Below are 21,858 nucleotides of genomic sequence, written 5' to 3'. Positions count from 1 at the left end.
TCACCCCACGATCATGGCCGCCGCCTGCCGATACCACGTTGCAAGATAGGGCGGAATGTAGACTCCCAGCATCAACCCGACGCCGAGATGGACGAACACGGGCAGCAACGCCGGTGGGTGTTCAAGAACTTTGGCCGTCGTATCGCCGAACACCATGCCTTGCACGCGCACGAAGATAGCCGCGAAGGCTACAGCAAGCGCGAGCAACAGGAAGGGCGTGGCCCACGGCAGCTTGCTCATCGCGGTGGTCAGGATCAGGAACTCACTCGCGAAGACGCCGAATGGCGGCATGCCGAGGATCGCGAGCGCGCCGAGCATCATGCCCCAGCCGACGGTTGGGCTCACACGCAACAAACCTCGGATGTCGTCGATCGCCTGGGTACCAGCCTTCTGGGCCGCATGCCCCACGGTAAAGAAAATGGCCGACTTCACCAACGAATGCACCGTCATGTGGAGCAGCCCCGCAAAGGTCGCAATGGGGCCGCCGAGTCCGAAGGCGAATGTCATCAGACCCATGTGCTCGATCGACGAATACGAAAAAAGCCGCTTGACGTCCTTTTGCCGGAACAGCGAAAAGGTGGCGACCAGCACCGAGACCAATCCGAAGCCAACCAGCAGGTTTCCCGGCAGGCCGTTATGGAGTGCGCCATCGGCCAGCACCTTGCAGCGCAGCACCGCATAGAGTGCAACATTGAGCAGCAGGCCGGACAGCACGGCGGAAATCGGTGTGGGGCCTTCGGCATGCGCGTCGGGCAGCCAGTTGTGCATCGGCACGAGGCCGACCTTGGTGCCGTAGCCGATCAGCAGGAACACGAACGCGAGCGAAATGATGGTCGGGTCGAGACTGCCCTTGACCGCATTCAGACTGGTCCAGAGCAGTGCCTCGTCGCCGCCGAGTTGCCGGCTCGCGGCAAGATAGAGCAGGATCGTGCCGAACAGCGCCTGTGCGATGCCGACACCGCACAGGATGAAGTACTTCCACGCGGCTTCGAGGCTGGCCGCGGTGCGATATACGCTGACCAGCAGCACGGTCGCGAGCGTGGCGGCTTCCATGGCGACCCACAGAATGCCCATGTTGTTGGTGAGCAGTGCGAGCAGCATCGCAAAGATGAACAGCTGGTACATGCTGTGGTAGAGGCGCATGCGAGGGCCGGTCATCTTGCCCCGGTCCCGCTCGATGCGCATGTACGGTCTCGAAAAGATCGAAGTGGTCCAGCCGACAAAAGCCGTCAGGGCGACGAGGAACACATTGAGCGGATCGACGAAGAACAGTTTGCCCAGCGCGAACGCAGGCCCGTGTGCCACGGTTTGCACGGCAAGCAGCGCGGCGGCCGCGAATGTGAGGAAACTGAACCCGACGTTGAGTTCCGCCGCGACACGGTGTTGTCCCACGAGCGCCAGACATGCGCCCGCGAAAAGCGGGATCCCGAAAACCAGCAGCAGTACCCAGGCTTCAGTCATCCTTGAGTTTTTCCAGGTGATGAATGTCCAGACTGTCGAACTGCTCCCGGATCTGGAACATGAACACGCCGAGGATCAGGCTGCCCACCAGCACATCGAGTCCAATGCCGAGTTCGACGATCATCGGCATACCGTTAGTGGCTGCGGCCGCGGCGAAAAACAGGCCGTTTTCCATCGACAGGAAGCCGATCACCTGAGGGATCGCTTTCGCACGCGTGATCATCATCATGAACGACAGCAGCACGCAGGCGAGCGCAATGCCGAGCGTGCCGCGCGCGACCGACGAGGCGAGCTGGCTGATCGGCGAGGCGACATTGAACGCGATGATCACGAGCACGATGCCCACCAGCAGTGTGGCGGGAATATTGAGGAGCGGTTCGACATCCGTCCTGACATTGAGCCGCTGCACGAGCTTGTAGAGAATCCAGGGGATCAGGCCGACCTTGAGCACGAGGGTCAGCATCGCGGAAATGTAGAGGTGCGAGTCGGCGGTCACGTATCCGAGCACCAGGTTGGCGGATACGAGCGTCAGGCCCTGCAGCGTGTAGAGGTGGATGAGTGACAGGATCCGGCGCTGGCTCAACATCGCAAACGACAATAGCAGCAGGATGGCGGCCAGAAAGTTGATGATCTGCGTGGCGAATCCGTGCATTCATGCCCCCAGCAGAAAATGAACGAGCATCCCGATGACGGCCAGCAGGAAGGCCGTGGCGAGAAACTCAGGGACGCGGAAAATGCGCATCTTCGCGTTGCTCGTCTCGACTATCGCTAGCACAGCGCCGCCCACCAGCAGCTTGACGAAGAGCGCGGGGATGGCGAACAGCAGCGCAGTCGGATTGCCGGCTTCGGCAATGCCCCACGGAATGAACAGGGCAACGCCGATGCAGGAGTACGCGAATAGCTTGAGACTCGCGGCCCATTCCATCAGAGCGAGATGCCGGGCCGAATATTCGAGGATCAACGCCTCGTGGATCATCGTGAGTTCGAGATGGGTAGTCGGGTTATCGACCGGCAGACGCGCGTTCTCGGCGAGCGACACCATCGTGAACGCGATGCCCGCGAAAGCAAGGCTCGGATAGATTGCCAGTTCGCGGTGACTGAGCGTGGCGACGATGCTGGTCAGCAAGGTGGACTGCGTGATGAGCGATGCCGAGAACAGGACCATCAGCAAGGCGGGCTCGGCGAGGAAACCCACCAGCATCTCGCGACGCGCGCCGAGCGTGCCGAACGCGGTGCCGATATCCATAGCGGCCAGCGAAAGCGTTACACGTGCCAGCGCGAAGAGGCCGACCAGCGCGATTGCGTCCGCAGCAGGCGAGAGCGGCAGGTCGGTCGAGAGCGTCGGCACGATCGCGCAGGCGAGCGTCATGCACGCCCAGACAACATAAGGCGCGCCACGGAATATCGGGCTTGCATGGCTAGCGACCACTGACTCCTTGTTGAACAGCTTGTGAAGCATCCGGTAAGGCTGCCAGATGCTCGGCGCGCGGCGGTTTTGTAAGCGGGCGCGGCACATGTTGACCCAGCCCGTGAGCAGCGGAGCGGCCGCGAGTGCGAGCAGGATTTCGAGCCCCTGCGAAATCAGTCCGGAAAGCGTGATCATCGTCTCACCAGCATCAGCAGCACGATCAGCACAATGAAGCTATGCATCAGATACATGGCAATGCGGCCGGTCTGAAGCCGTCCGGCCAATGCCGCGATGCGCATGATCAGCCGTTCCAGCGGAGCATAGATCAGGCTCCACGCGCGATCCGTCACGGTGACGCTGTACACCGGGTGTTGGTCGAACGGCGAAGGAAGCCGGCGCTCGATCTTGAATAGCGGCGTGAAAATTTCGCGGATGGGTTGCCCGAACCCTTCTGCAGTGTCCTGCATCCGAGCGGTCACGAACGGATAGCCGCAGGCCCACGGCGCCGCGCGCCTCAGGCGCCCGTGGTAGAGACGGCGGACCAGTAACCAGGCGAGCGCGCAGCACGCGCAGAAGAACAACAGAAAAACAGCCGGCATATAGCTGGCCCGGTCTACGCTGGTGGGCGCGAGCAGCAGCCAGCCATTGCGCGCGACGGCCTCGCCGATGCCGGTTCCCACCAGCGTCCGGGTGACGCGGTCCAGCACGGCCACGAACTGCACCGGCAGCAGCCCGAGCAATACGCATATCGCCGCCAGCCAGACGAAGCCGATGCGCTCCCAACGGCTCGCGTCGCGCGCTTGCGCCAGCTTCTTCTCTCTCGGTTGACCCAGAAAGACGATGCCGAAGAACTTCACCATCGTATAGCCTGCCAGCGCGGCCACGAGCGCGATCAGCGCCGCGACCAGCGGCACCACCATATTCAGGAACGGGTTCGGCAAGCCCGGCGTGAACAGAAAGCTCTGCAGCAACAGCCATTCGGAGACGAACCCGCTCAACGGCGGCAGTCCGGCGCTCGCAAATGCGCCCACGAGCGCCGCCCATGCGGTCCACGGCATCACGCGGATCAAGCCGCCCAGACGGCCGAGATTGCGTTCGCCGGTGGCATGCAGCACGGAACCCGTGCCGAGAAACAGCAGGCTTTTGAACGTTGCGTGGCTGGCGATCTGGTAGAACAGCGCAGTCAACGAGAGCGCGGCGAGACTGTTCATGCCGTACGCGCGAAACAGGATCGCCAGTCCCATGCTGACGAACATCAGCCCGATGTTGTCGATCGACGAATACGCGAGCAGCCGTTTCATGTCTGTCTGGATCGCGCTGAACACGACGCCGAACAGGGCGGTGAAGAGTCCGAGGGCCAGCACGAAGACTCCCCACCACCACAACTGGACATGCAGCAAGTCGAACACCGTGCGCAGAATGCCGTACAGACCCGCCTTCAGGATAAAGCCGCTCATGAGGGCGGACACGGGTGACGGCGCAGCCGGATGGGCTTCGGGTAGCCACACATGCAGGGGGAAGACCCCCGCCTTTGCGCCGAAGCCGAATAGCGCCAGCAGGAATGCGGCGGAGGCCCAGAATACGTCGAGATGCTGTTCGCGCATGTTGGCAAACGTATAGTCGCCGGTATTGGCTTGCAGCAGGCCGAAACACAACAGGAGCGCCAGCGCGCCGACATGGGAGATCAGGAAGTAGAGGTAAGCGGCTCGACGGATCTCCGCGATGCGGTGATTGGTCATGACAAGAAAGACTGCCGACACGGTCATCGTTTCCCATGCGACCATGAAGCTGTACGCATCGTCCGCGAGTAACAGTGTCGCCATGCTCGCGAGGCACACGTGATATTCGAAGCAGAGTAAGCCGGGCGGCGTGCCTTCACCCTTGCGGAAATAACCGGCGGAGAACGCGCTGACGCCCGTGCTTACCACGCCGAGCACAGCCAGGAAATACGCCGACAGTCCATCGAGCCGAAGATGAAAGGGGAGGTCGGGCAACCCGAGCGGCAGGATGATTTCCTGAGGACCGGCGAAAACGCCGGTCAGGCCCAGCCCGAACAGAGCCAGGCCAAACACTGCGCCGACCGGAAACAGCCCGTGCGCAACCACCCGTGTCCGTCGCAGGCTGGCGAGTCCCAGAACGCTGACGATCAGCCAGCCCGCGACGACCAGCAGCACGTAGTGGATGACCAGCAGGTGTTCCATCGCCGTTGTCTCCGGGGCTGTCAGATGTCGTGTTCGACGGCAGGCTCGCCGGACGAAGGGTACTCCGAATCAGACTCCTCCCGGTGATGATGTTCCATTCGTTTGACGTGACGACACAGGTCGAGACCCAGCGATGTCGTCAAGGCCTTCGCGCGGGCATGGAGGTCGTCCCACTCCGGCACGGTTCTCCGCTTGAAGCCGACGGCGATGACGTTTGCCCCGCACTGCGCCGTGGTGCGGAGCAGGTTTGCGTCGCACGCCCGGCGCATCCGGGCGAGGTGCGTGGCGAGCCGGGCGTCATTGTTCAGCAGGTTTGACACGAGAACCCCTGTGTCGCGCAGCGCCGCACGGCAAGAATCGTAAAACGACTGGCTGGACAGGGCAGCGGGCAGACCCGTTGCGTCGAAGCCGTCGAGCAGGATCACGTCGGCAATGCCCGTCCGGTGTGAAAGATACGCGGCCGCGTCGGCATGCACGATGTGGAATCTTTCCGAATCGGGCGGGACGAAAAAAAATTCACGCAACGCGATCACATTCGCGTCGATTTCGACCGTAGTGACCCGCGCCGACGGAAACTTCTGGAAGCAGTATTTCGACAACGATCCTCCGCCCAGCCCCACGATCAGGATGTCTCGCGGGGCGTGGTGGAAGAGGCCGAAGGTCATCATGGCCCGTGTGTACGGGAGGTCGAGCTCGAACGGGTCGCGCTTCTCCATCGAGCTTTGTATGCCCAATGGACCGAAGCGCAGCGACCGTGTGCGCAACCCGTCGCTTACTACGGGCACGGGATTTCCGGGCGGGCCATTCAACAGTTCCGCCAGCGCCTGCCTGAAGTGATGGTGATTGGCCGACAAATCAATCGTCTCCGGAAACTGCCTGGGCCGGGTGCGTGCGTTGAATCTGCGAGGCGGTAAGGTGCATCGGGTTACCAGTTTATGATAATGGCATTATCATCGTAGCAGCTTTGTCGAGATGGTTCCACCGATGCCGCTCCGGCGACATCCGCGGAAAAGCGGCGCCGCGTCCTTCCGGGCATTGACGGCGCGAGCCTCACATAACGCATGGAATTTCAGAAGCAGCTTGCCGCTCCGGCTCCTGCATGCGCCGGCGCGGCTCGTTGCATGCAAACACAGGAGTCGATACCTGATGCCAGCAGACTATTTCCACTCGCGGCACTGTTGATCGCGCTGGCGATCGTGCCGCTGATCGACGATCTGCGCGGACGGATCTATTGGCTCGACCGCTAGCGCAATAGCTGGCTGCGGCTTCGTGACGCCCCGCTCGCCGCGCCCGAAGCCACCATCAGGATGGAAACGGTCTGCCTGACGCGGACGCACATATTATGATAATAAGATCATCATTAGAGTGCGCTACAATGATAATGCTGGTTATTGACCGGCACGCCCCTTGTGTTTGCGAGCCTGAATGCGGGGATCGTGCGAGACGGGGCGCTGCGTTTGAGGGGAGATCGACGTGATTGACACCAGTATTTCGCTTTTGTCCCACGACTACACGCACCGGTTCTTGCGAGACCTGATGGGCCGTCACGGACTGATTGTCATTGGTGTGGGCAGGGCGGGCGAGCGGGGATTCCAGATGCTGTACCGGTTCTCCGACATCTGCGACAGCCTGGAAGACTGCGGGATCAATGTCATCTTCGTGTATCAGAAGGAATCGGCCCGCCATGTCCACGACACAACCTCGCTTTTCGGGGCGCGATACCGGCAGCGGCCCTGTCTGTTTCTGGACGACGACGGGAAGTTTTTTCGTGCTCCACTGCGTCCAAAATCGCTTCGGGCGGTTCATCTGGATCGGGATATGAAGCGACTCGGCACGGTCGACATTGCGGTGCGGGATGACGAATGGGACCGGGAATTACGCGCTTTCCTTGCGCAGAGGGCCGCAAGTTCCATGCATTGAGTGCTGTGTGGCTATGTCCGGGCGTGGCGCGTCGGCTGTGACGATTTACGTGCAAAGGGGAGTGGGTTGGTCGAGGCATTGATTCAGATAAATGGCCGGTGGGGGCTGAACGGGCACGAATCGGCGAGGCTCGCGGTGAGTGCTGCCCGGTTTGGCAGCGATATCGTCTGCATGGCGAACGGCCGGTCCGTTAACGCCAAGGACGTCATGTCCGTCATGTCCCTTCGGGTGAGGCGAGGCACGCTCGTACGCATCCTGATTACGGGGCCCGACGAAAGCGCCGCGATGGATGCCCTGTCGGCGGTTCTGCATGCGCGGGTGTCTTCCTGACCCGCTTCAGGCAGGGCACCCCACTCGACACGCACTCGTCAACCGATCACGCCACGATTCGCCCCCGATCATGCTCAAGACAGGAAAGAGAAACCCGAACAAGCCATTGGTGATTGAAAACGACCAGGTGGTGTCGTTGTACTTCGACGCGCGCGGCGTCCAGAGCACGATGTTGCGGCACGATCCCTACGCTCTCGCACTGGGCTATACGCGGACCATGATGGGCTTTCTGTTGTTCCGGCCGTCTCCATGCCGTATTTCAATGATCGGTCTGGGAGGCGGGTCACTGGCGAAATACTGCTATCGCCATTTGCCGGACACCGCCATCACCGCGATCGAAATCAATCCGGATGTCATCGCGCTGCGTGACCATTTTCACGTGCCGCGCGACGATGGGCGTTTCACAGTGGTCTGCGCAGATGGTGCGCAGTACGTCGCCGTGCCGGGTCACCGGCCCGACGTGCTGTTGGTCGATGGCTTCAATGCCGACGGCCTGCCGGCCAGGTTGGGCAGTAGCGCGTTCTACGAGGCCTGTCGGCGCAGACTGAGCGACGATGGCGTGCTGGTGGCCAATCTGGTGACGGACGAACCCGACTTCCACCGCTACCTCCGCGCGCTCTGGGAGGTGTTTGCCGGCGCGGTTGCTCTGGCGCCGTCTGAAGGTAGTGAGCACAACGTCACCGTTTTTGCGTGGAAAGGAGCGGGCGGACTTCCATCATTCACAGCAATGCTTGAGCGGGCGCGCGCGCTTCAGGCGCGGCACGCGGTCAATCTCCACGCCACGGCCACGCGCATTGAATACGGCAAAAAATTTAACTGGAGCCGATATGCACGGACGGCTTGAGTGAAGGTGTCCGCTATCTGCGGACGGTTTCATCTCTACGGACCGGACAGATCGAGCAAGTGTGCGCTCGCGCAAGGAAGGCGACGGCAGGACGCGGCAGCGAGGGCGGCGCCAGGATGACTCGGGAGCAGCCATGTATTATAATCAAATTAACATATCTGGACTCTGCCCGTCATGGAAACGAAAAGCGCTCGGCTCACGATTTTAATCGATCCTGTGAAGAAGGAAGCGTTCGAGAAACTGTGCTCAGCGCAGGACCTGACGCCCTCACAGGTGGTTCGGCAATTGATCCGCGATTACCTTGAGCAGCACGGCGTCAGCTACAAGACAAAGAGCGCTATTGGTGCGCGCCCGCGCCGTAAAACTGCCTGAATCAAGGCGGTTTTCAAGTCCCACCCCGATCCTTCAGCGTCGCTGCGCTTCGTTGCAAGCGGGTGGCGGCTGCACAATTGCTGTCAGCGCTCGCCCAGCTCCCGATTCTGTTCAGATCTCCAATTCATGGCGAGGCTCGTGCCTTGCTTCAGTCGACGCGCGGTCGCGAGCAGGTTCAGCGGATGTCTCGTTGCAAGGGTGCGTGCACGTGCGAGTAGCGCATCCCGGGACGGAAGCTTCGACGCGCCTTTCCATGCAAACATCGTGTAGTTGCAACTGTCCTCTGCCATAAAAATGGAGAGCGAGTCACCAAACGCCGAGCGCGCCTCTTCCAGATAATGGGGAATAAGCGGATCGTCCTCGACGAAATTGGCGACGAGCACTCCATCGTCCGTAAGTCGCGCATGGCACGCCGAGTAAAACGCCGCGTTACCCAACTGCGCGGGCATGCCGTGTGCCAGAAAGCCATCTACGAGAATCACCTCAGGGCGCGCGTCGCCGCCTTTGACGTATCGTGCCCCGTCCGCACAGATCACCTCGAATCGCTCGTCATCCGGCGGAATATGGAATGTGTCGCGCAGCGCGATCACTGCGGGGTCGATTTCGATGGCCACTATTCGTGTGTCCGGAAGGTGCCGGTAACAGAACTTGGCCAGCGACCCTCCGCCCAGGCCGACCATCGAGATTCTGCTGGGCGTGGGCTTCAGCAAAAGAAATCCCATCATTGTCCGGGTATAGCCGAGCACCAGCTTGTGCGGATCGCGCCGGGACATGAAGCTCTGCGTGGCCAGCAGGTCGAAGTGCAGCGACAGCGCATTGGCGGTTTCCAGTACAACGGGCGTACCGTCCGCGGGCGGCTCGGCAAGAAATTTCATGTAGGCGTTGAAGGACGCGTGCGAATGATCCATGCAGTTGCCTGGGCAGCGTGTAAGTCTGGCTCTTCAGCCTCGTGATAACCGGGAGCGCCTTCGCTCCGCTTCCGCTCGGCCGGCAATCATGTCACACGGCTAACCAGATTTGCAGATTATGATAATGATATTATCACGTCAGTCATTTCGGCCGCCACTGTGTGACGGGGCGTGGGCAAGGGACTTGGCATCTGAGCGGAGCCAGTCGATCGGACGCGCGGCGCGTGCCCTTGACATTGCATTCCCACCGAATATCGGCGGGGCACGGGCTGCGTGCTGATCCGAACGTGATACTCAAAGGAGCGACGGCGTGACGAAGAGGGCGGTGAAAAGGCGGGCACTGGATGTGGCAGCGGAAGATATCGACATGCAGGACGAACGCGTCCGCATAACGGTTGCAGGTCAGACGCCTGCAATCACGACGCAACCGGCGAACGCCCCGGCGCAGGACGTGACGCCGCGCACCGGGGTCCCGGACGGAACGGTCCCGACGCGGGCGGCGTCACGTCGCACGAAAGCGAGCACACTTGTGCATGCTGCGATCACCTCGATGCCGGATGAGTCCAGCGGAGAAAATGAAAGCGGCCGCGCGGACCTGAAAGCACTGATCAAGCTCGGAACCGAGCGTGGCTTCATCATTCGTGGGGAAATCAGCGATTGTCTGCCCGAGCGCCTCGCGCAACCGGATGCGATCGAGAATGTGATCAGAGCGTTCAGAGAAATGGGCATTGCCGTGTTCGAGCAGGCGCCGGACGCGGAGTCGATGATCATGAGCGATTATCCGGCCGCGGCCGCGGTCGCGAGCGACGAGCAAATGGAGGAAGAGGCCGTCACGGCTATCTCGAGCGTGGACGCGGAGTTCGGCCGTACTACAGATCCCGTGCGCATGTACATGCGTGAAATGGGCGCCACGGAGCTGCTTACCCGTCAGGGCGAGATTGCCCTTGCGCGACGAATCGAAGAGGGCCGCAACGGCATGATCCGGGCCATATCTTCGTGTCCCGCAACGATAGCGGAGATCCTCACGATTGCTGACGGCGTCGCCTGCGGCGAAACGGCCATCGACGAGTTCGTCGACGGTCTGGTCGATCCGGACGAAACCGGGACGGACGATATGACCGCAGTGCCAGACGACTCGCTCGATTCGGCCCCTGTGTTCGACGACGACCAGGGCGACGAAGACGCTGACGACGCTGGAACCGAACCCGCCGATCAGTACATCGAGACGCTGAAACACGACGCGCTTGCGAAATTTGCGAAAGTGGCTGACTGGTTCGGGCAATTGCGGGATGCCTATGAAACACAAGGCTACGGTTCCGCACGCTATTGCGCCGCACAGGCAGCGATCGAGGCCGAGCTGATGACAATCCGCTTCACCGCGCGCACGATCGACCGCTTGTGCGGGGCACTTCGGCTGTCAGCCGACGAAGTCCGAACCATCGAGCGCGAAATCACGCGGATCGTAGTAGAGCGATGCGGCGTGCCGCGTGACACGTTTGTCGCGCATTTCCTCGGTAATGAGACCAACCCTGCGTGGGCGCGGCAGATCGTTGCGGCAGGGCAACCGTTCAGCAGCGTGCTGGAACGAAACCTCCCCGCGATCCAGCTGGAGCAGGAAAAACTGCTTGCCCTGCAGAAGCGGGTCGTGTTGCCGCTCGACGAATTTCGCGAGGTCTGTCGCGCGCTGAGCGCAAGCGAGGCAAAAACGCTGCGCGCGAAAGGCGAAATGATCGAGGCGAATCTGCGGCTGGTGATCTCCATTGCCAAGCGCTACACAAATCGCGGACTGCTGTTTCTCGATCTGATCCAGGAAGGCAACATCGGGCTGATGCGCGCCGTGGACAAATTCGAATACCGCCGCGGATATAAGTTCTCCACGTATGCGACCTGGTGGATCCGGCAGGCCGTCAGCCGGTCGATCGCGGATCAGGCGCGCACCATCCGGGTTCCCGTCCACATGATCGAGTCGCTCAACAAGCTCAAGCGGATTTCGCGCAAGATCCTGCAGGAGACGGGAAGTGAACCCGACGCCGCTGTACTTGCGCCGTTGATGGAAATGCAGGAGCAGAAGGTTCGGGCAATGCTGCGAATCGTCAAGGAGCCGGTTTCTCTCGACGCGGCCGTGGGGGAAAACGACGACACGTCGATAGGCGACCTGATCGAAGACTCCGCCGCCATTCTGCCCGACGACGCGGCGCTCCACGCCAGCATGCGGGACGCCATCGGCGAGGCGCTCATGACGCTGACGCCGCGCGAAGCGAAGATTTTGCGCCTGCGCTTCGGTATTGAGAGCGGCAGGGATCACACATTGGAGGAACTCGGAGAACAGTTTGAGTTGACGCGCGAGCGGATCCGTCAGATTGAAGCAAAGGCGCTGCGCAAGCTGCGGCATCCGGCCCGATCCGAGCGCCTGAAGTCTTTTCTGGATGAAGGCTAGACGGCACCGGCAGAATGACGAACCCGTGCGCCGGCAGTCAGACCCATCGGCGCACGGCCAATGCGTGAGCAGAAATACCATGAGCACCGAAAAAACCAATCTCGACATCCACAAGATTCTCACGCTGCTGCCGCATCGCTATCCGATTCTGCTCGTAGATCGGGTGCTCGAACTCGAGCCGCATAAACGCATCAAGGCGCTGAAGAACGTATCGATCAACGAGCCGTACTTCATGGGTCATTTCCCGAGCCGTCCTGTGATGCCGGGTGTGCTGATCCTCGAAGCGCTCGCGCAGGCCGCGGCGCTGCTGACGTTCTCGGAAGAGCCGCACGATCCGGCCAGTTCGCAGTATCTTTTCGTGGGTATCGACGAGGCGCGCTTCAAGCGGGTGGTCGAGCCGGGTGACCAACTTCTCCTGACGGTCTCGTTCCAGCGCCATATGCGCGGCATCTGGAAGTTTACGGCACGCGCTGAAGTGGAGGATGCAGTGGCAGCGCAAGCCACTCTTATGTGCACCGTCAGGCATGCGGATTGACGTTGCCTGACACATGCGTATTACATTAGTGAAATACTGATAATGGTCCATGCCCGCGACTCACGCTGTCGCATTGGTTGTGGCCACCATCATCGCCATTCCCGGCGGCCCGCCGCCATCCAGATCAGGAAGAAAAGTCATGGAAAGTACGACGAGCCAACAAATTCCCGCAACGCTGATCCCCGGCGACGGAATCGGGCCGGAAGTGGTTGACGCCACGACCCACATTCTTGACGCTTTAGGGGCCCCATTTGTTTGGGACGTGCAGCATGCCGGGGTCGCCGGGGTCACCCACAGTGGCGACCCGCTACCAGTCGCGACACTCGATAGTGTTCGCAGAACCAGGCTTGCCCTCAAAGGTCCACTGACGACTCCGGTCGGTGAGGGGTTCCGTTCTTCCAACGTTCGGCTTCGGGAAGAGTTTCAGCTTTTTGCCAATGTCAGGCCCGTGCGTACCATCGTGCCCGGTCGCTACGACAACATCGACCTCGTGCTCGTACGCGAGAACCTGGGTGGGTTCTATGTTGCGCACGAGTACTATGTGCCTGTCGGCAATGACCCGAAAGCGGTTGCGGTCGCGACAGGAGTCAACACACGCGATGCCTGCACGCGAATCACCCGATTCGCGTTTGAATATGCTTTGAAACACGGACGGAAAAAGATCACCGTTGTCCACAAGGCCAACATCCTGAAGGCACTCACGGGATTGTTCCTGGAAGCCGCGAGAGACGTCGCGCGGGAGTACGCAGGCCGTGTGGAAATGAATGACATGATCGTCGACGCGTGTGCCATGCAACTGGTGATGAACCCGTGGCAATTCGATATGCTGCTGTGTACCAATCTGTTCGGGGATATTCTCTCGGACCAGTTAGCGGGTCTTGTTGGCGGACTCGGCATGGCTCCAGGCGCGAACTACGGCAATGACACTGCGATATTTGAAGCCGTGCACGGATCGGCGCCGGACATTGCCGGCAAGGGCGTGGCCAATCCCATATCCTTGCTCCTTGCGTCTGGCTTGATGCTTGACCATGTCGGCAGAGGTGATCTCGCCCAGCGATTGCGAGCTGCAATCACTGAAACCCTGAACACGGACCATATCCGCACGCGTGACCTGAAAGGGACTGCGTCGACGAGCGAGTTCGCTGGTGCCGTGGTTCGTCGGATCGAGAACGCCTAGTTCACCGAGCCGGTTGATTTGCACCGGATACGACGCGTTGGATCGACGTACTTCGATTTCAATGGTTCGTTGTCGAAATCGAAGATCGAATTGATCAGCGGCGAAGGACGGCTCGATCATGGCGTTCATTTTGTCCGGGCGCCGGGACATACGTCTCCAGGCGTTGCGCGCCGTGCGGATGGGGTAGCGTGATCGTCAATCTCCGGTAACATCGCGCCATGCACAATCATCTCGTCGTCGCCCTCGTTTACGACCGGCTCTGCACCTTCGAATTCGGCTGCGTAACCGAGCTGTTCGCGCTCGAACGTCCCGAACTCGGCGTGGACTGGTATCGCTTCGCGGTCTGCGCGAGCGAGCCGGGCCCGATTCGCGCGGCAGGCGGGATCACCCTTGCCGCGCCCTACACGCTAAAGCTGCTTGAGCGCGCCGACACCATTGTCATTCCCGGCTGGCGCGATGCCGACGAAGTGCCGCCCGAACCGCTCCTGAAGAAAATTCGCGCCGCCTACGCGCGCGGCGCACGCCTCTGTTCGATCTGCTCCGGCGTGTTCGTCCTCGCGGCCGCGGGCGTGCTCGACGGCAAGACCGTCACAACCCATTGGCGCTATGCCGGCAAATTGCAGGAGCGCTACCCGACATTGCATGTGCAGCCGGACTCTCTTTATGTCGACGAAGGGCAGATCATCACGTCGGCGGGCTCGGCGGCGGGGCTCGATATGCTGCTGCATCTGGTGAGGCGCGATCACGGCAGCGCGGTGGCGAACCGGGTTGCCCAGCGGCTGGTGGTGCCGCCGCATCGCGAGGGTGGCCAGGCGCAATTCGTGCCGCGCCCCATGCCGCAGGACGAAAGCGGGCGCCTGTCGAAGCTGATGGACTGGGTGCGCAGCCATCCCGCGTTGCCGCACACGTTGCGCTCGCTGGCTGAACGCGCGGCAATGAGTCCGCGCACATTGCAGCGTCAGTTTCACGACGCCACCGGCATGGCGCCTTATGAGTGGCTCGTGCGCGAGCGCGTGGCGATCGCGCGGGAACTGCTCGAAGCACAGGCGCTGCTGCCGATGGCGCGCATCGCGGAACTCGCGGGCTTCGGTTCCGAGGAATCGTTGCGGCGGCATTTCCGGCGTATTGCGCTGACGAGCCCGGCTGCGTATCGCAAGAAGTTCGGCGCGCGCGAAACGGCTTGAGCGGCTTAAGCGGTTTAGCACTGCATTGGGCCGGCTTGTTGGGTTAGCGTGCTCGGCGATCTTCCGGCCGTACCTGCCAACGAGCATCGCGGCGCTATCCGCGCATGTGCTGCAGCGCTTATCATGCAGCAGTCATACACGTCGATTCGGTATCAGAAAGCGTTTCCTGCCCACCCCGCTCTGAGACAACCGCTCGCCATGCAAGATATCCTTCGTCACCCGGAACGTCTGTTCATCGTATCCTTTGTGCTGATGTGGCTGTCGGCGCGTCTCGGCGCCACACTCCTGCGCCGCTTCAGAAAAATCGAGGACGAAGCCCGCGAGGACTTCAGCGTGATTCAGGCCGCTACGCTGACACTGCTTGCGCTGATCATCGGTTTCACGTTTTCGATGGCGGTGGGACGCTACGACCAGCGCAAGAACTATGAGGAAGAGGAGGCGAACGCGATCGGCACCGAATACATTCGCGCCGAACTGCTGCCCGCCGCCGATGCGGCCATGGTGCGCGGCCTGCTGAAAGCCTATATCGAGGAGCGCGTGCTGTTCTACACCACGCGCGACGAGCAGGAGTTGGCGAAGGTCAACGCGGAAACCGAGCGTCTGCAGGACGCCATGTGGTCTACTGTAAAACAGGCGGCCACCGAGCAGCCCACGCCGATCGTCGCACTGGCTGTTTCGGGAATGAACGATGTGCTCAATGCGCAAGGTTATACCCAGGCCGCGTGGTGGAATCGCATTCCTGCCGCAGCGTGGGTGCTCATGATGCTAATAGCGATGGGGGCCAATCTGCTGGTCGGCTACGGCGCGCGCGGATTGAAAGCGGGGGCGGGATTGCTGCTGATCGTGCCACTGTTGGTGTCGCTATCGTTCACGTTGATCGCGGATATCGACAGTCCGCGCGGCGGCATGATACGCGTGAAGCCACTCAATCTGCATGCGCTTGCGGATTCCATGCGCCCGCATTGAACGACGGCCGGGCGGCGCTGAGTCGCTCATTCAAAGGAAACTCATGCTCGATATCGCAAAGACCATCGCCAGCTTTAACACAGGTCGTGATCCCGAGCGGCTTGCGATGAAATACAAGGCGATGCGCACTTCACCGTTCGTGTTTTTGCGCGGCACGTGCCACCTCTTTTACGAACGCCTGCCGCGCGACAAGGCGCTCGACGACGCACCGCCGGTGTGGATCTGCGGCGACATGCATCTGGAAAATTTCGGCAGCTACAAGGCCGACAATCGTCTGATCTACTTCGACAACAACGATTTCGATGAAGCGTGTCTCGCGCCGAATCTCTACGAGCTGGTGCGGTTGCTGACGAGCGTGCTGGTCGGCGCGAGCGATCTGAAACTGAGCCGCGCGCAGGCGCTGGCGCTGTGCCACACCGCCGTGGAAGCGTACGGCGCGGCGCTCGCGGACGGCAAATCGCGCTGGATCGAAGAGGAAACCGCGACGGGGATGGTGCGCGATCTGTTCGTCGCGCTCGCCAGCCGTACGCGGGTTGCGCATCTGGACCGGCGCACCACGCTCAAAGGCAAAACCCGCGCGCTGAAAGTGGACGGCAAGAAAGCGCTGGCGGTGAGCGATACCCAGCGGGCCGCGGTCACGCAGTTCATGCAAAAGTTCGCCGCGACCGAGCCCAATCCCGACTTCTTCCGCATTCTCGACGTCGCGCGGCGCATTGCCGGAACGGGGAGTCTCGGTGTGGATCGTTACGTAATCCTCGTCGAAGGAAAAGGCTCGCCGGACGGCAATTATCTGATTGATCTGAAAGAGGCGCTGCCTTCTTCGGTCACGCCACACATCAATACGCCGCAACCGGCCTGGCAGACGGAAGCGCAGCGGGTGGTGGAAATTCAACGGCGCAATCAGGCGGTCTCGCAGGCATTCCTGCACGCGGTTGAATTCAATCAGCGATCCTATGTGTTGCGTAGTCTTCAGCCTTCGGAAGACCGCGTGGCGTTGAGCGATTGGGACGGCAAGTTGCCGCGTCTCGAAGAGGTGGTGAAGAACATGGCCCAATTGAGCGCGTGGGCACATCTGCGCAGCGGCGGGCGGCAAAAGTCGTCGATCGCCGACGAGTTGATTGCGTTCGGCAATCGGCAGGATTGGCAGGTGCCGTTGGTGAACGTGGCGATGCAGTGCGAAGCGCAGGTGGCTGCGGATTGGAAAGCGTATTGCGATGCTTACGATAGTGGCGTGTTCAACCTGACTGCCGGGCACTGAGCTTCGATACGTTGGGCGCGTTATATCGCGCCTTGTGCGCTTCCGGCGTGGTCGGTGCGCCGCTTGCAAGCGTCTCTCAATGCGCGGCGCATCATGCCGTCGCGCGTGCCAGAACCGCTCCAGACAAACCCTGATTGCTGCGTTGAATCGGCCGCTGATATCGTTCGCTGGTCGTGTGGAAGCGCTTCCACTTTGGGCTTCTGAGTGGATGAGCGTGGACGTTCGCTGTGCCGCCGTTTCATGGCCTCAGCGCGGTAATTGCTATGTATGGAGACCCCGTGGCAAACGACGCCTCTGCTGTATCCGACGCTCTCTCCCCCCATTCCCAATCGCCAGCCGATCCTTTCACCCCACCAGCGGACTCGTCGCTATGGCGCAAGAACTTTCTGCTCGGCGCGGCCACGGCTTCGTATCAGATCGAAGGCGCGGTGAACGAAGACGGCCGCCTGCCTTCCATCTGGGACACGTTCTCGGCGACGCCCGGTAAGGTTCTCGCCGGCGACACCGGCGCCGTGGCCTGCGATCACTATCATCGCTGGGAAGCGGACGTGGACATGCTGGCCGGGCTCGGCCTCGAAGGCTACCGGCTGTCCATCGCCTGGCCGCGCGTGATGGACGCGGCCGGCGCGCCGAACCGCAAAGGCATCGAGTTCTATAAACGGCTCCTCGCGCGGCTCAAGGAGAAGGGCGTCACGACCTTCGTCACGCTGTATCACTGGGACTTGCCGCAGCATCTGGAAGATCGTGGCGGCTGGCTCAATCGCGATACCGCGTACCGTTTCGCCGACTACGCCGACCTGATGAGCCGCGAGCTGGCCGGTAGCGTGGACGGCTGGATGACGCTGAACGAACCCTGGTGCTCCGCGTACCTCGGCTACGGCAACGGCCACCACGCGCCGGGGCTCGCAGACGGACGCTATGCCACGCAGGCCATGCATCATCTGCTGCTCGCGCATGGTCTCGCGGTGCCGGTCTTGCGCGCCAACGATCCGGCTTCGCAAAAGGGCATCGTCGCCAATGTCGGACGCGGCACGGCCAACAGCGGGAGCGCGGCCGATCAGCGCGCGGCGCATCTGTTCGAGGTGCAGCACAACGCGTGGATTCTCGATCCGCTATTGGAGGGCCGCTACCCGCAGGATCTGTTCGAACTGTGGCCGGGCACCGAGCCGCTGGTGCTCGACGGCGATATGCAGACCATCGCCGCGCCGCTGGACTTCCTCGGCATCAACTATTATTTCCGCACCAATGTCGCGAGCGACGGCGCGCACGGTTTCAGGGAAGTGCCGCTCGAAGGCGTGGAGCGCACGCAGATGGGCTGGGAAGTGTTTCCGGACGGCTTGCGCGATCTGCTGACCGGTTTCAAGGCCACGTATGCGAACCTGCCGCCGATCTACATCACCGAAAACGGCATGGCTTCGGACGACAAGGTGATCGACGGCCACGTGGAGGATACCCAGCGCATCTCGTTCCTCAAGCGCCATCTCGCCGCGGTCGATCAGGCCATCAAGGCCGGCGTGGAGATTCGCGGCTATTTTCTCTGGTCGCTGATGGACAACTTCGAGTGGGCGTTCGGGTACGAGCGTCGCTTTGGTGTCGTGCATGTCGATTACGCTACCCAGCAACGCACGATCAAACGCAGTGCCGAACTGGTGTCGAAATTCCTGAAGGAGCGCAAAGCACGCAGCGAATAGCGGGCGGGTGCTGGTTTGTATGTCGACCTGAAACACCGACAAAGGAGACGGAATGGACAGCAGAAAATGGGTCTTGCGAGGCGTGGTCGCGGCACTGACGTTATATGGCGTCGTCGCGCATGCGGAGCCTTTGAAGGCCAACGTGATTCACTGGTGGACCTCCGGCGGCGAGTCAGCCGCGATTCGCCAGTTTGCCGACGCGTATAACAAGGCCGGCGGCCAATGGGTCGACAACGCGGTGGCGGGCGCGGATCAGGCGCGCTCCACGGCGATCAACCGGATCGTCGGCGGCGATCCACCCACCGCCGCGCAGTTCAACACGTCCAGGCAGTTTCACGACCTGATCGATCAGGGCCTGCTGAACAATGTCGACGACGTCGCCGCGAAAGAGAACTGGAACGGCGTATTTCCGCAGTCGATTCTCGACAGCATCAAGGTGAAGGGCCACTATTACGCCGCGCCTGTCGATATCCACATGCCCGCCTGGTTCTTCTATTCGAAGCCGGTGTTTCAGAAAGCGGGCATTGCCGCCGAGCCGAAGAGCTACGACGAGTTCATCGCTGATCTCGGCAAGCTGAAAGCCGCGGGCGTGATTCCGCTTGCGCTCGGCGGCCAGCCCTGGCAGGAAAAAATCACCTTCGACGCAGTGTTGGCTGATGTGGGCGGTGCCGATCTGTATCTGAAGGTGTACCGCGACCGCGACATGAATGCCGTGAAGTCGGATGCCTTCAAGAAGGTGCTGGCGTCGTTCAAGCGTCTGCACGATTTCGTCGATGCCGGTTCGCCCGGCCGCAACTGGAACGACGCGACCGCGCTGGTGATCTCCGGCAAAGCGGGCGTGCAGATCATGGGCGACTGGGCCAAGGGCGAATTCTCGGCGGCGAATCAGAGCGCGGGTAAAGACTTCGGCTGCTTCCCCGGTTTCGGGCCGCACTCGCCGTATCTGGTCGCGGGCGACGTGTTCGTGTTCCCGAAAACGGACAATCCCACTGCGATCAAGGCGCAAAATCTGCTTGCCACGGTGATGACCTCGCCGTCCGCGCAAGTCGCATTCAGCGCGAAAAAAGGCTCGATTCCGATTCGTCCCGACGTGGACGCCAGCAGTCTCGACATCTGCGCGAAGGAGGGCATTGCGATCATGAAGGACAAGTCGCGTCAGTTGCCGAATCCGGAAATGCTGCTCTCGCCTGACACGCAGGGCGCGTTGATCGACGTCGTCACCAACTTCTGGAACAAGAACCAGTCGGTTGACGACGCGCAGAAGGCATTTGCCAGTGCGCTGAAGAGCTAGGTGCGCGGCATGCACGCGCTCAAGCTGCCGGCAGCCGGGTCGAAGGCGCAAAAAGCGCGGCTGAAGAAGCCGCTAAAAAAGCGTTTTCCGTTCGCGGTGTGGCTCGCGTTGCTGCCAATGGTTCTGACCGTGGTGTTCGCGTATCTCGGCACGATGGTCTGGACCGCGCGCGTGTCGCTCAGCAATTCGCGCACGTTTCCTTCCGGCGACTTCGCGGGCTTCACGCAATACGCGCGGCTGTTCAATAACGACCGCTGGCTGCTGTCGCTGCAAAACATCGTGATCTACGGCGCATGCTTTATCGTGGCGTGCATGGTGATCGGTTTGCTGCTGGCGATTTTTATCGATCAACGCGTGGTCGCCGAAGGCGCGTTGCGCACGGTGTTTCTCTATCCGTATGCAATGTCGTTCGTGGCGACGGGGCTCGTCTGGCAATGGATCCTGAACCCGGAACTCGGCGCGCAGGCCGTGCTGCACAAACTCGGTTTCGCGCACGCGCGCTTCGACTGGATCGTCGATCAGGACCGGGTGATCTACACCATCGTGATCGCGACGGTGTGGCAGGCCTCGGGCCTCGTGATGGCGTTGTTGCTCGCGGGCCTGCGCGGCATCGACGACGAATTGTGGAAGGCCGCGCGCATCGACGGCATTCCGCGCTGGCGGGTGTATGCGAGCATTGTCGTGCCGATGCTCGGACCGTCGTTCTCCACCGCTTTCGTGCTGCTGTTCGTGATGGTGGTGAAGCTCTACGACGCGGTGGTCGCGATGACGCAAGGCGGCCCCGGCACGGCGAGCGAAGTGCCGGCGAAGTTCATCATGGACTATCTATTCGGCCGCGCCAATATCGGGCTTGCTTCGGCGGCGTCGATCGTTTTGCTGGCGACGGTGCTGGCGATCCTCGCGCCTTTCTTCTATGCCCGCAGCCGCGCCGCCAGGCACGAGGAGAGGTGATGAACACGCTCAGTCCACCGCTCAAAGACGGTACGCCGCGCCGCGCTCCGCAGCGCCGCCGCCGCCGTGCGATATTCACCCCCGCGCGTCTGGGCGTCTACGCATTTTTACTGACGGCGGCGCTATTCTTCCTGCTGCCGCTGTATGTAATGCTCGTCACCTCGGTCAAACCGATGAGCGAGATTCGTCTGGGCAATCTGCTGGCGTTCCCCGCACATTTCACGCTCAGCGCGTGGGGCGCCGCGTGGCAGTCCGCGTGTACCGGTCTCGATTGCAACGGCATTCAGGTCGGTTTCTGGAACTCGGTGCGCATTGTCGTGCCGAGCACGATTCTGTCGATCGCGATCGGCGCGGTGAACGGCTATGCACTGTCGTTCTGGCGTCCGCGCGGCGCGGGCCTGCTGTTCGGCGTGCTGCTGATGGGCGCTTTCATCCCCGTGCAGGTGATGGTCTATCCGCTCGTGCGGGTGCTGGCGAGCGTGCATCTGTTCAGTTCACTGCCGGGCATCGTGGTGATTCACACCATCTTCGGCATGCCGGTGATGACCTTGCTTTTCCGTAACTACTACGTGTCGATTCCACAGGAACTGTTCAAGGCGGCGCGCATCGACGGCGGCGGTTTCTGGCGTATCTTCGTGCAACTGATGCTGCCCATGTCCGTGCCGATCATCGTGGTGGCGGTCATCATGCAGGTCACGGGCATCTGGAACGACTTCATTCTCGGTCTCGTGTTCGCCGGCACCAGGAATCTGCCGATGACGGTGCAACTGAACAACATCATCAATACGACCACCGGCGAGCGCCTCTATAACGTCAATATGGCGGCGACCATTCTGACCTCCATGGTGCCGCTCGCGGTGTACTTCGTTTCGGGCCGCTGGTTCGTGCGCGGGATCGCCTCCGGCGCCGTCAAGGGATAGGGCA

21 protein-coding genes are annotated in these 21,858 nt (G+C 61.5%); 15 read left to right on the top strand and 6 right to left on the bottom strand.

The window, feature by feature from the left end; genetic code table 11:
- The 5 genes from P0D68_RS24795 to P0D68_RS24775 are packed head-to-tail and all read right to left on the bottom strand — an operon-like array spanning position 1 to position 5,924.
- Entirely contained in the window at positions 1-1,461 is a 1,461-nt protein-coding gene (locus P0D68_RS24795; protein ID WP_408300865.1) for a hydrogenase 4 subunit F, read from the bottom strand.
- A complete protein-coding gene (locus tag P0D68_RS24790) occupies positions 1,454-2,113 on the bottom strand; it encodes a formate hydrogenlyase (RefSeq protein ID WP_091802611.1) in 660 nt (219 codons plus the stop codon). Before P0D68_RS24790 ends, P0D68_RS24795 begins: the two co-directional genes overlap by 8 nt.
- The gene (locus tag P0D68_RS24785) at positions 2,114-3,064 is read right to left on the bottom strand and encodes a respiratory chain complex I subunit 1 family protein (protein WP_408300863.1); all 951 of its coding nucleotides are present in this window, start codon (positions 3,062-3,064) and stop codon (positions 2,114-2,116) included.
- On the bottom strand, positions 3,061-5,070 hold the full coding sequence (gene hyfB, locus P0D68_RS24780) for a hydrogenase 4 subunit B (protein ID WP_408300861.1): 2,010 nt from the start codon (positions 5,068-5,070) through the stop codon (positions 3,061-3,063). The genes P0D68_RS24785 and hyfB overlap by 4 nt, the downstream gene beginning before the upstream one ends.
- Before the next feature lie 20 nt (positions 5,071-5,090).
- The gene (locus P0D68_RS24775; protein WP_408300859.1) at positions 5,091-5,924 is read right to left on the bottom strand and encodes a fused MFS/spermidine synthase; all 834 of its coding nucleotides are present in this window, start codon (positions 5,922-5,924) and stop codon (positions 5,091-5,093) included.
- A 267-nt stretch (positions 5,925-6,191) separates the two neighbouring features.
- On the opposite strand from P0D68_RS24775, the gene P0D68_RS24770 reads away from it, so the two are divergent.
- The 5 genes from P0D68_RS24770 (at position 6,192) to P0D68_RS24750 (ending at position 8,536) form a co-directional block, all read left to right on the top strand.
- Positions 6,192-6,317 (top strand): hypothetical protein, encoded by a 126-nt coding sequence (locus P0D68_RS24770; protein ID WP_286162082.1) that lies wholly within the window; start codon positions 6,192-6,194, stop codon positions 6,315-6,317.
- 226 nt (positions 6,318-6,543) lie between these two features.
- Positions 6,544-6,990: a hypothetical protein gene (locus P0D68_RS24765; RefSeq protein WP_408182093.1), complete on the top strand. Its 447-nt coding sequence runs from the start codon at positions 6,544-6,546 to the stop codon at positions 6,988-6,990.
- A gap of 66 nt (positions 6,991-7,056) precedes the next feature.
- Entirely contained in the window at positions 7,057-7,320 is a 264-nt protein-coding gene (locus tag P0D68_RS24760; RefSeq protein WP_408300857.1) for an HPr family phosphocarrier protein, read from the top strand.
- A gap of 70 nt (positions 7,321-7,390) precedes the next feature.
- A complete protein-coding gene (locus P0D68_RS24755) occupies positions 7,391-8,164 on the top strand; it encodes a spermine/spermidine synthase domain-containing protein (protein ID WP_408300855.1) in 774 nt (257 codons plus the stop codon).
- A gap of 174 nt (positions 8,165-8,338) precedes the next feature.
- Positions 8,339-8,536 (top strand): ribbon-helix-helix protein, encoded by a 198-nt coding sequence (locus P0D68_RS24750; protein WP_091802594.1) that lies wholly within the window; start codon positions 8,339-8,341, stop codon positions 8,534-8,536.
- Positions 8,537-8,619: 83 nt separating this feature from the next.
- Here P0D68_RS24750 and P0D68_RS24745 read toward each other — a convergent pair whose 3' ends face one another.
- Entirely contained in the window at positions 8,620-9,444 is an 825-nt protein-coding gene (locus tag P0D68_RS24745; protein ID WP_408300852.1) for a fused MFS/spermidine synthase, read from the bottom strand.
- A 310-nt stretch (positions 9,445-9,754) separates the two neighbouring features.
- Here P0D68_RS24745 and rpoD point away from each other — a divergent pair, with 310 nt between their 5' ends.
- From rpoD to P0D68_RS24695, 10 genes are all read left to right on the top strand, one after another.
- Positions 9,755-11,881: an RNA polymerase sigma factor RpoD gene (gene rpoD / locus P0D68_RS24740; protein ID WP_408300850.1), complete on the top strand. Its 2,127-nt coding sequence runs from the start codon at positions 9,755-9,757 to the stop codon at positions 11,879-11,881.
- 79 nt (positions 11,882-11,960) lie between these two features.
- Positions 11,961-12,416 carry a 3-hydroxyacyl-ACP dehydratase FabZ gene (gene fabZ, locus P0D68_RS24735; RefSeq protein WP_091802585.1) on the top strand — a complete coding sequence of 152 codons (456 nt, stop codon included), beginning with the start codon at positions 11,961-11,963 and terminating at the stop codon, positions 12,414-12,416.
- A gap of 139 nt (positions 12,417-12,555) precedes the next feature.
- On the top strand, positions 12,556-13,593 hold the full coding sequence (locus P0D68_RS24730) for an isocitrate/isopropylmalate dehydrogenase family protein (protein WP_408300848.1): 1,038 nt from the start codon (positions 12,556-12,558) through the stop codon (positions 13,591-13,593).
- A 218-nt stretch (positions 13,594-13,811) separates the two neighbouring features.
- Entirely contained in the window at positions 13,812-14,777 is a 966-nt protein-coding gene (ftrA, locus tag P0D68_RS24725; protein WP_408300846.1) for a transcriptional regulator FtrA, read from the top strand.
- 198 nt (positions 14,778-14,975) lie between these two features.
- A complete protein-coding gene (locus P0D68_RS24720; RefSeq protein WP_408300844.1) occupies positions 14,976-15,743 on the top strand; it encodes a bestrophin-like domain in 768 nt (255 codons plus the stop codon).
- 43 nt (positions 15,744-15,786) lie between these two features.
- Positions 15,787-17,001, top strand: a complete 1,215-nt coding sequence (locus P0D68_RS24715; protein WP_408300842.1) for a DUF2252 domain-containing protein — start codon at positions 15,787-15,789, stop codon at positions 16,999-17,001.
- Between the two features lie 278 nt (positions 17,002-17,279).
- Positions 17,280-18,692 carry a GH1 family beta-glucosidase gene (locus tag P0D68_RS24710; RefSeq protein ID WP_408300840.1) on the top strand — a complete coding sequence of 471 codons (1,413 nt, stop codon included), beginning with the start codon at positions 17,280-17,282 and terminating at the stop codon, positions 18,690-18,692.
- A 52-nt stretch (positions 18,693-18,744) separates the two neighbouring features.
- Positions 18,745-19,983: an ABC transporter substrate-binding protein gene (locus P0D68_RS24705; RefSeq protein ID WP_408300838.1), complete on the top strand. Its 1,239-nt coding sequence runs from the start codon at positions 18,745-18,747 to the stop codon at positions 19,981-19,983.
- A gap of 9 nt (positions 19,984-19,992) precedes the next feature.
- The gene (locus tag P0D68_RS24700) at positions 19,993-20,934 is read left to right on the top strand and encodes a carbohydrate ABC transporter permease (protein ID WP_408300836.1); all 942 of its coding nucleotides are present in this window, start codon (positions 19,993-19,995) and stop codon (positions 20,932-20,934) included.
- Positions 20,934-21,854 carry a carbohydrate ABC transporter permease gene (locus tag P0D68_RS24695; protein ID WP_408300834.1) on the top strand — a complete coding sequence of 307 codons (921 nt, stop codon included), beginning with the start codon at positions 20,934-20,936 and terminating at the stop codon, positions 21,852-21,854. The genes P0D68_RS24700 and P0D68_RS24695 overlap by 1 nt, the downstream gene beginning before the upstream one ends.
- The last annotated feature ends 4 nt before the right edge of the window (positions 21,855-21,858 follow it).

The sequence above is a fragment of the Paraburkholderia sp. RL17-380-BIE-A genome, from assembly GCF_046028085.1.
GTDB lineage: Bacteria > Pseudomonadota > Gammaproteobacteria > Burkholderiales > Burkholderiaceae > Paraburkholderia.
This window is presented reverse-complemented; position numbering and strand designations above follow the sequence as displayed.

Bases quoted from the DNA above. Each gene is read 5' to 3' on its own strand.
- P0D68_RS24730 (WP_408300848.1), top strand. From the start codon at position 12,556: ATGGAAAGTACGACGAGCCAACAAATTCCCGCAACGCTGATCCCCGGC.
- P0D68_RS24745 (WP_408300852.1), bottom strand. From the start codon at position 9,444: ATGGATCATTCGCACGCGTCCTTCAACGCCTACATGAAATTTCTTGCC.
- ftrA (WP_408300846.1), top strand. From the start codon at position 13,812: ATGCACAATCATCTCGTCGTCGCCCTCGTTTACGACCGGCTCTGCACC.
- P0D68_RS24785 (WP_408300863.1), bottom strand. From the start codon at position 3,064: ATGATCACGCTTTCCGGACTGATTTCGCAGGGGCTCGAAATCCTGCTC.
- P0D68_RS24790 (WP_091802611.1), bottom strand. From the start codon at position 2,113: ATGCACGGATTCGCCACGCAGATCATCAACTTTCTGGCCGCCATCCTG.
- fabZ (WP_091802585.1), top strand. From the start codon at position 11,961: ATGAGCACCGAAAAAACCAATCTCGACATCCACAAGATTCTCACGCTG.
- P0D68_RS24720 (WP_408300844.1), top strand. From the start codon at position 14,976: ATGCAAGATATCCTTCGTCACCCGGAACGTCTGTTCATCGTATCCTTT.
- P0D68_RS24695 (WP_408300834.1), top strand. From the start codon at position 20,934: ATGAACACGCTCAGTCCACCGCTCAAAGACGGTACGCCGCGCCGCGCT.
- P0D68_RS24755 (WP_408300855.1), top strand. From the start codon at position 7,391: ATGCTCAAGACAGGAAAGAGAAACCCGAACAAGCCATTGGTGATTGAA.
- P0D68_RS24705 (WP_408300838.1), top strand. From the start codon at position 18,745: ATGGACAGCAGAAAATGGGTCTTGCGAGGCGTGGTCGCGGCACTGACG.
- P0D68_RS24715 (WP_408300842.1), top strand. From the start codon at position 15,787: ATGCTCGATATCGCAAAGACCATCGCCAGCTTTAACACAGGTCGTGAT.
- P0D68_RS24770 (WP_286162082.1), top strand. From the start codon at position 6,192: ATGCAAACACAGGAGTCGATACCTGATGCCAGCAGACTATTTCCACTC.
- hyfB (WP_408300861.1), bottom strand. From the start codon at position 5,070: ATGGAACACCTGCTGGTCATCCACTACGTGCTGCTGGTCGTCGCGGGC.
- P0D68_RS24700 (WP_408300836.1), top strand. From the start codon at position 19,993: ATGCACGCGCTCAAGCTGCCGGCAGCCGGGTCGAAGGCGCAAAAAGCG.
- P0D68_RS24795 (WP_408300865.1), bottom strand. From the start codon at position 1,461: ATGACTGAAGCCTGGGTACTGCTGCTGGTTTTCGGGATCCCGCTTTTC.
- P0D68_RS24750 (WP_091802594.1), top strand. From the start codon at position 8,339: ATGGAAACGAAAAGCGCTCGGCTCACGATTTTAATCGATCCTGTGAAG.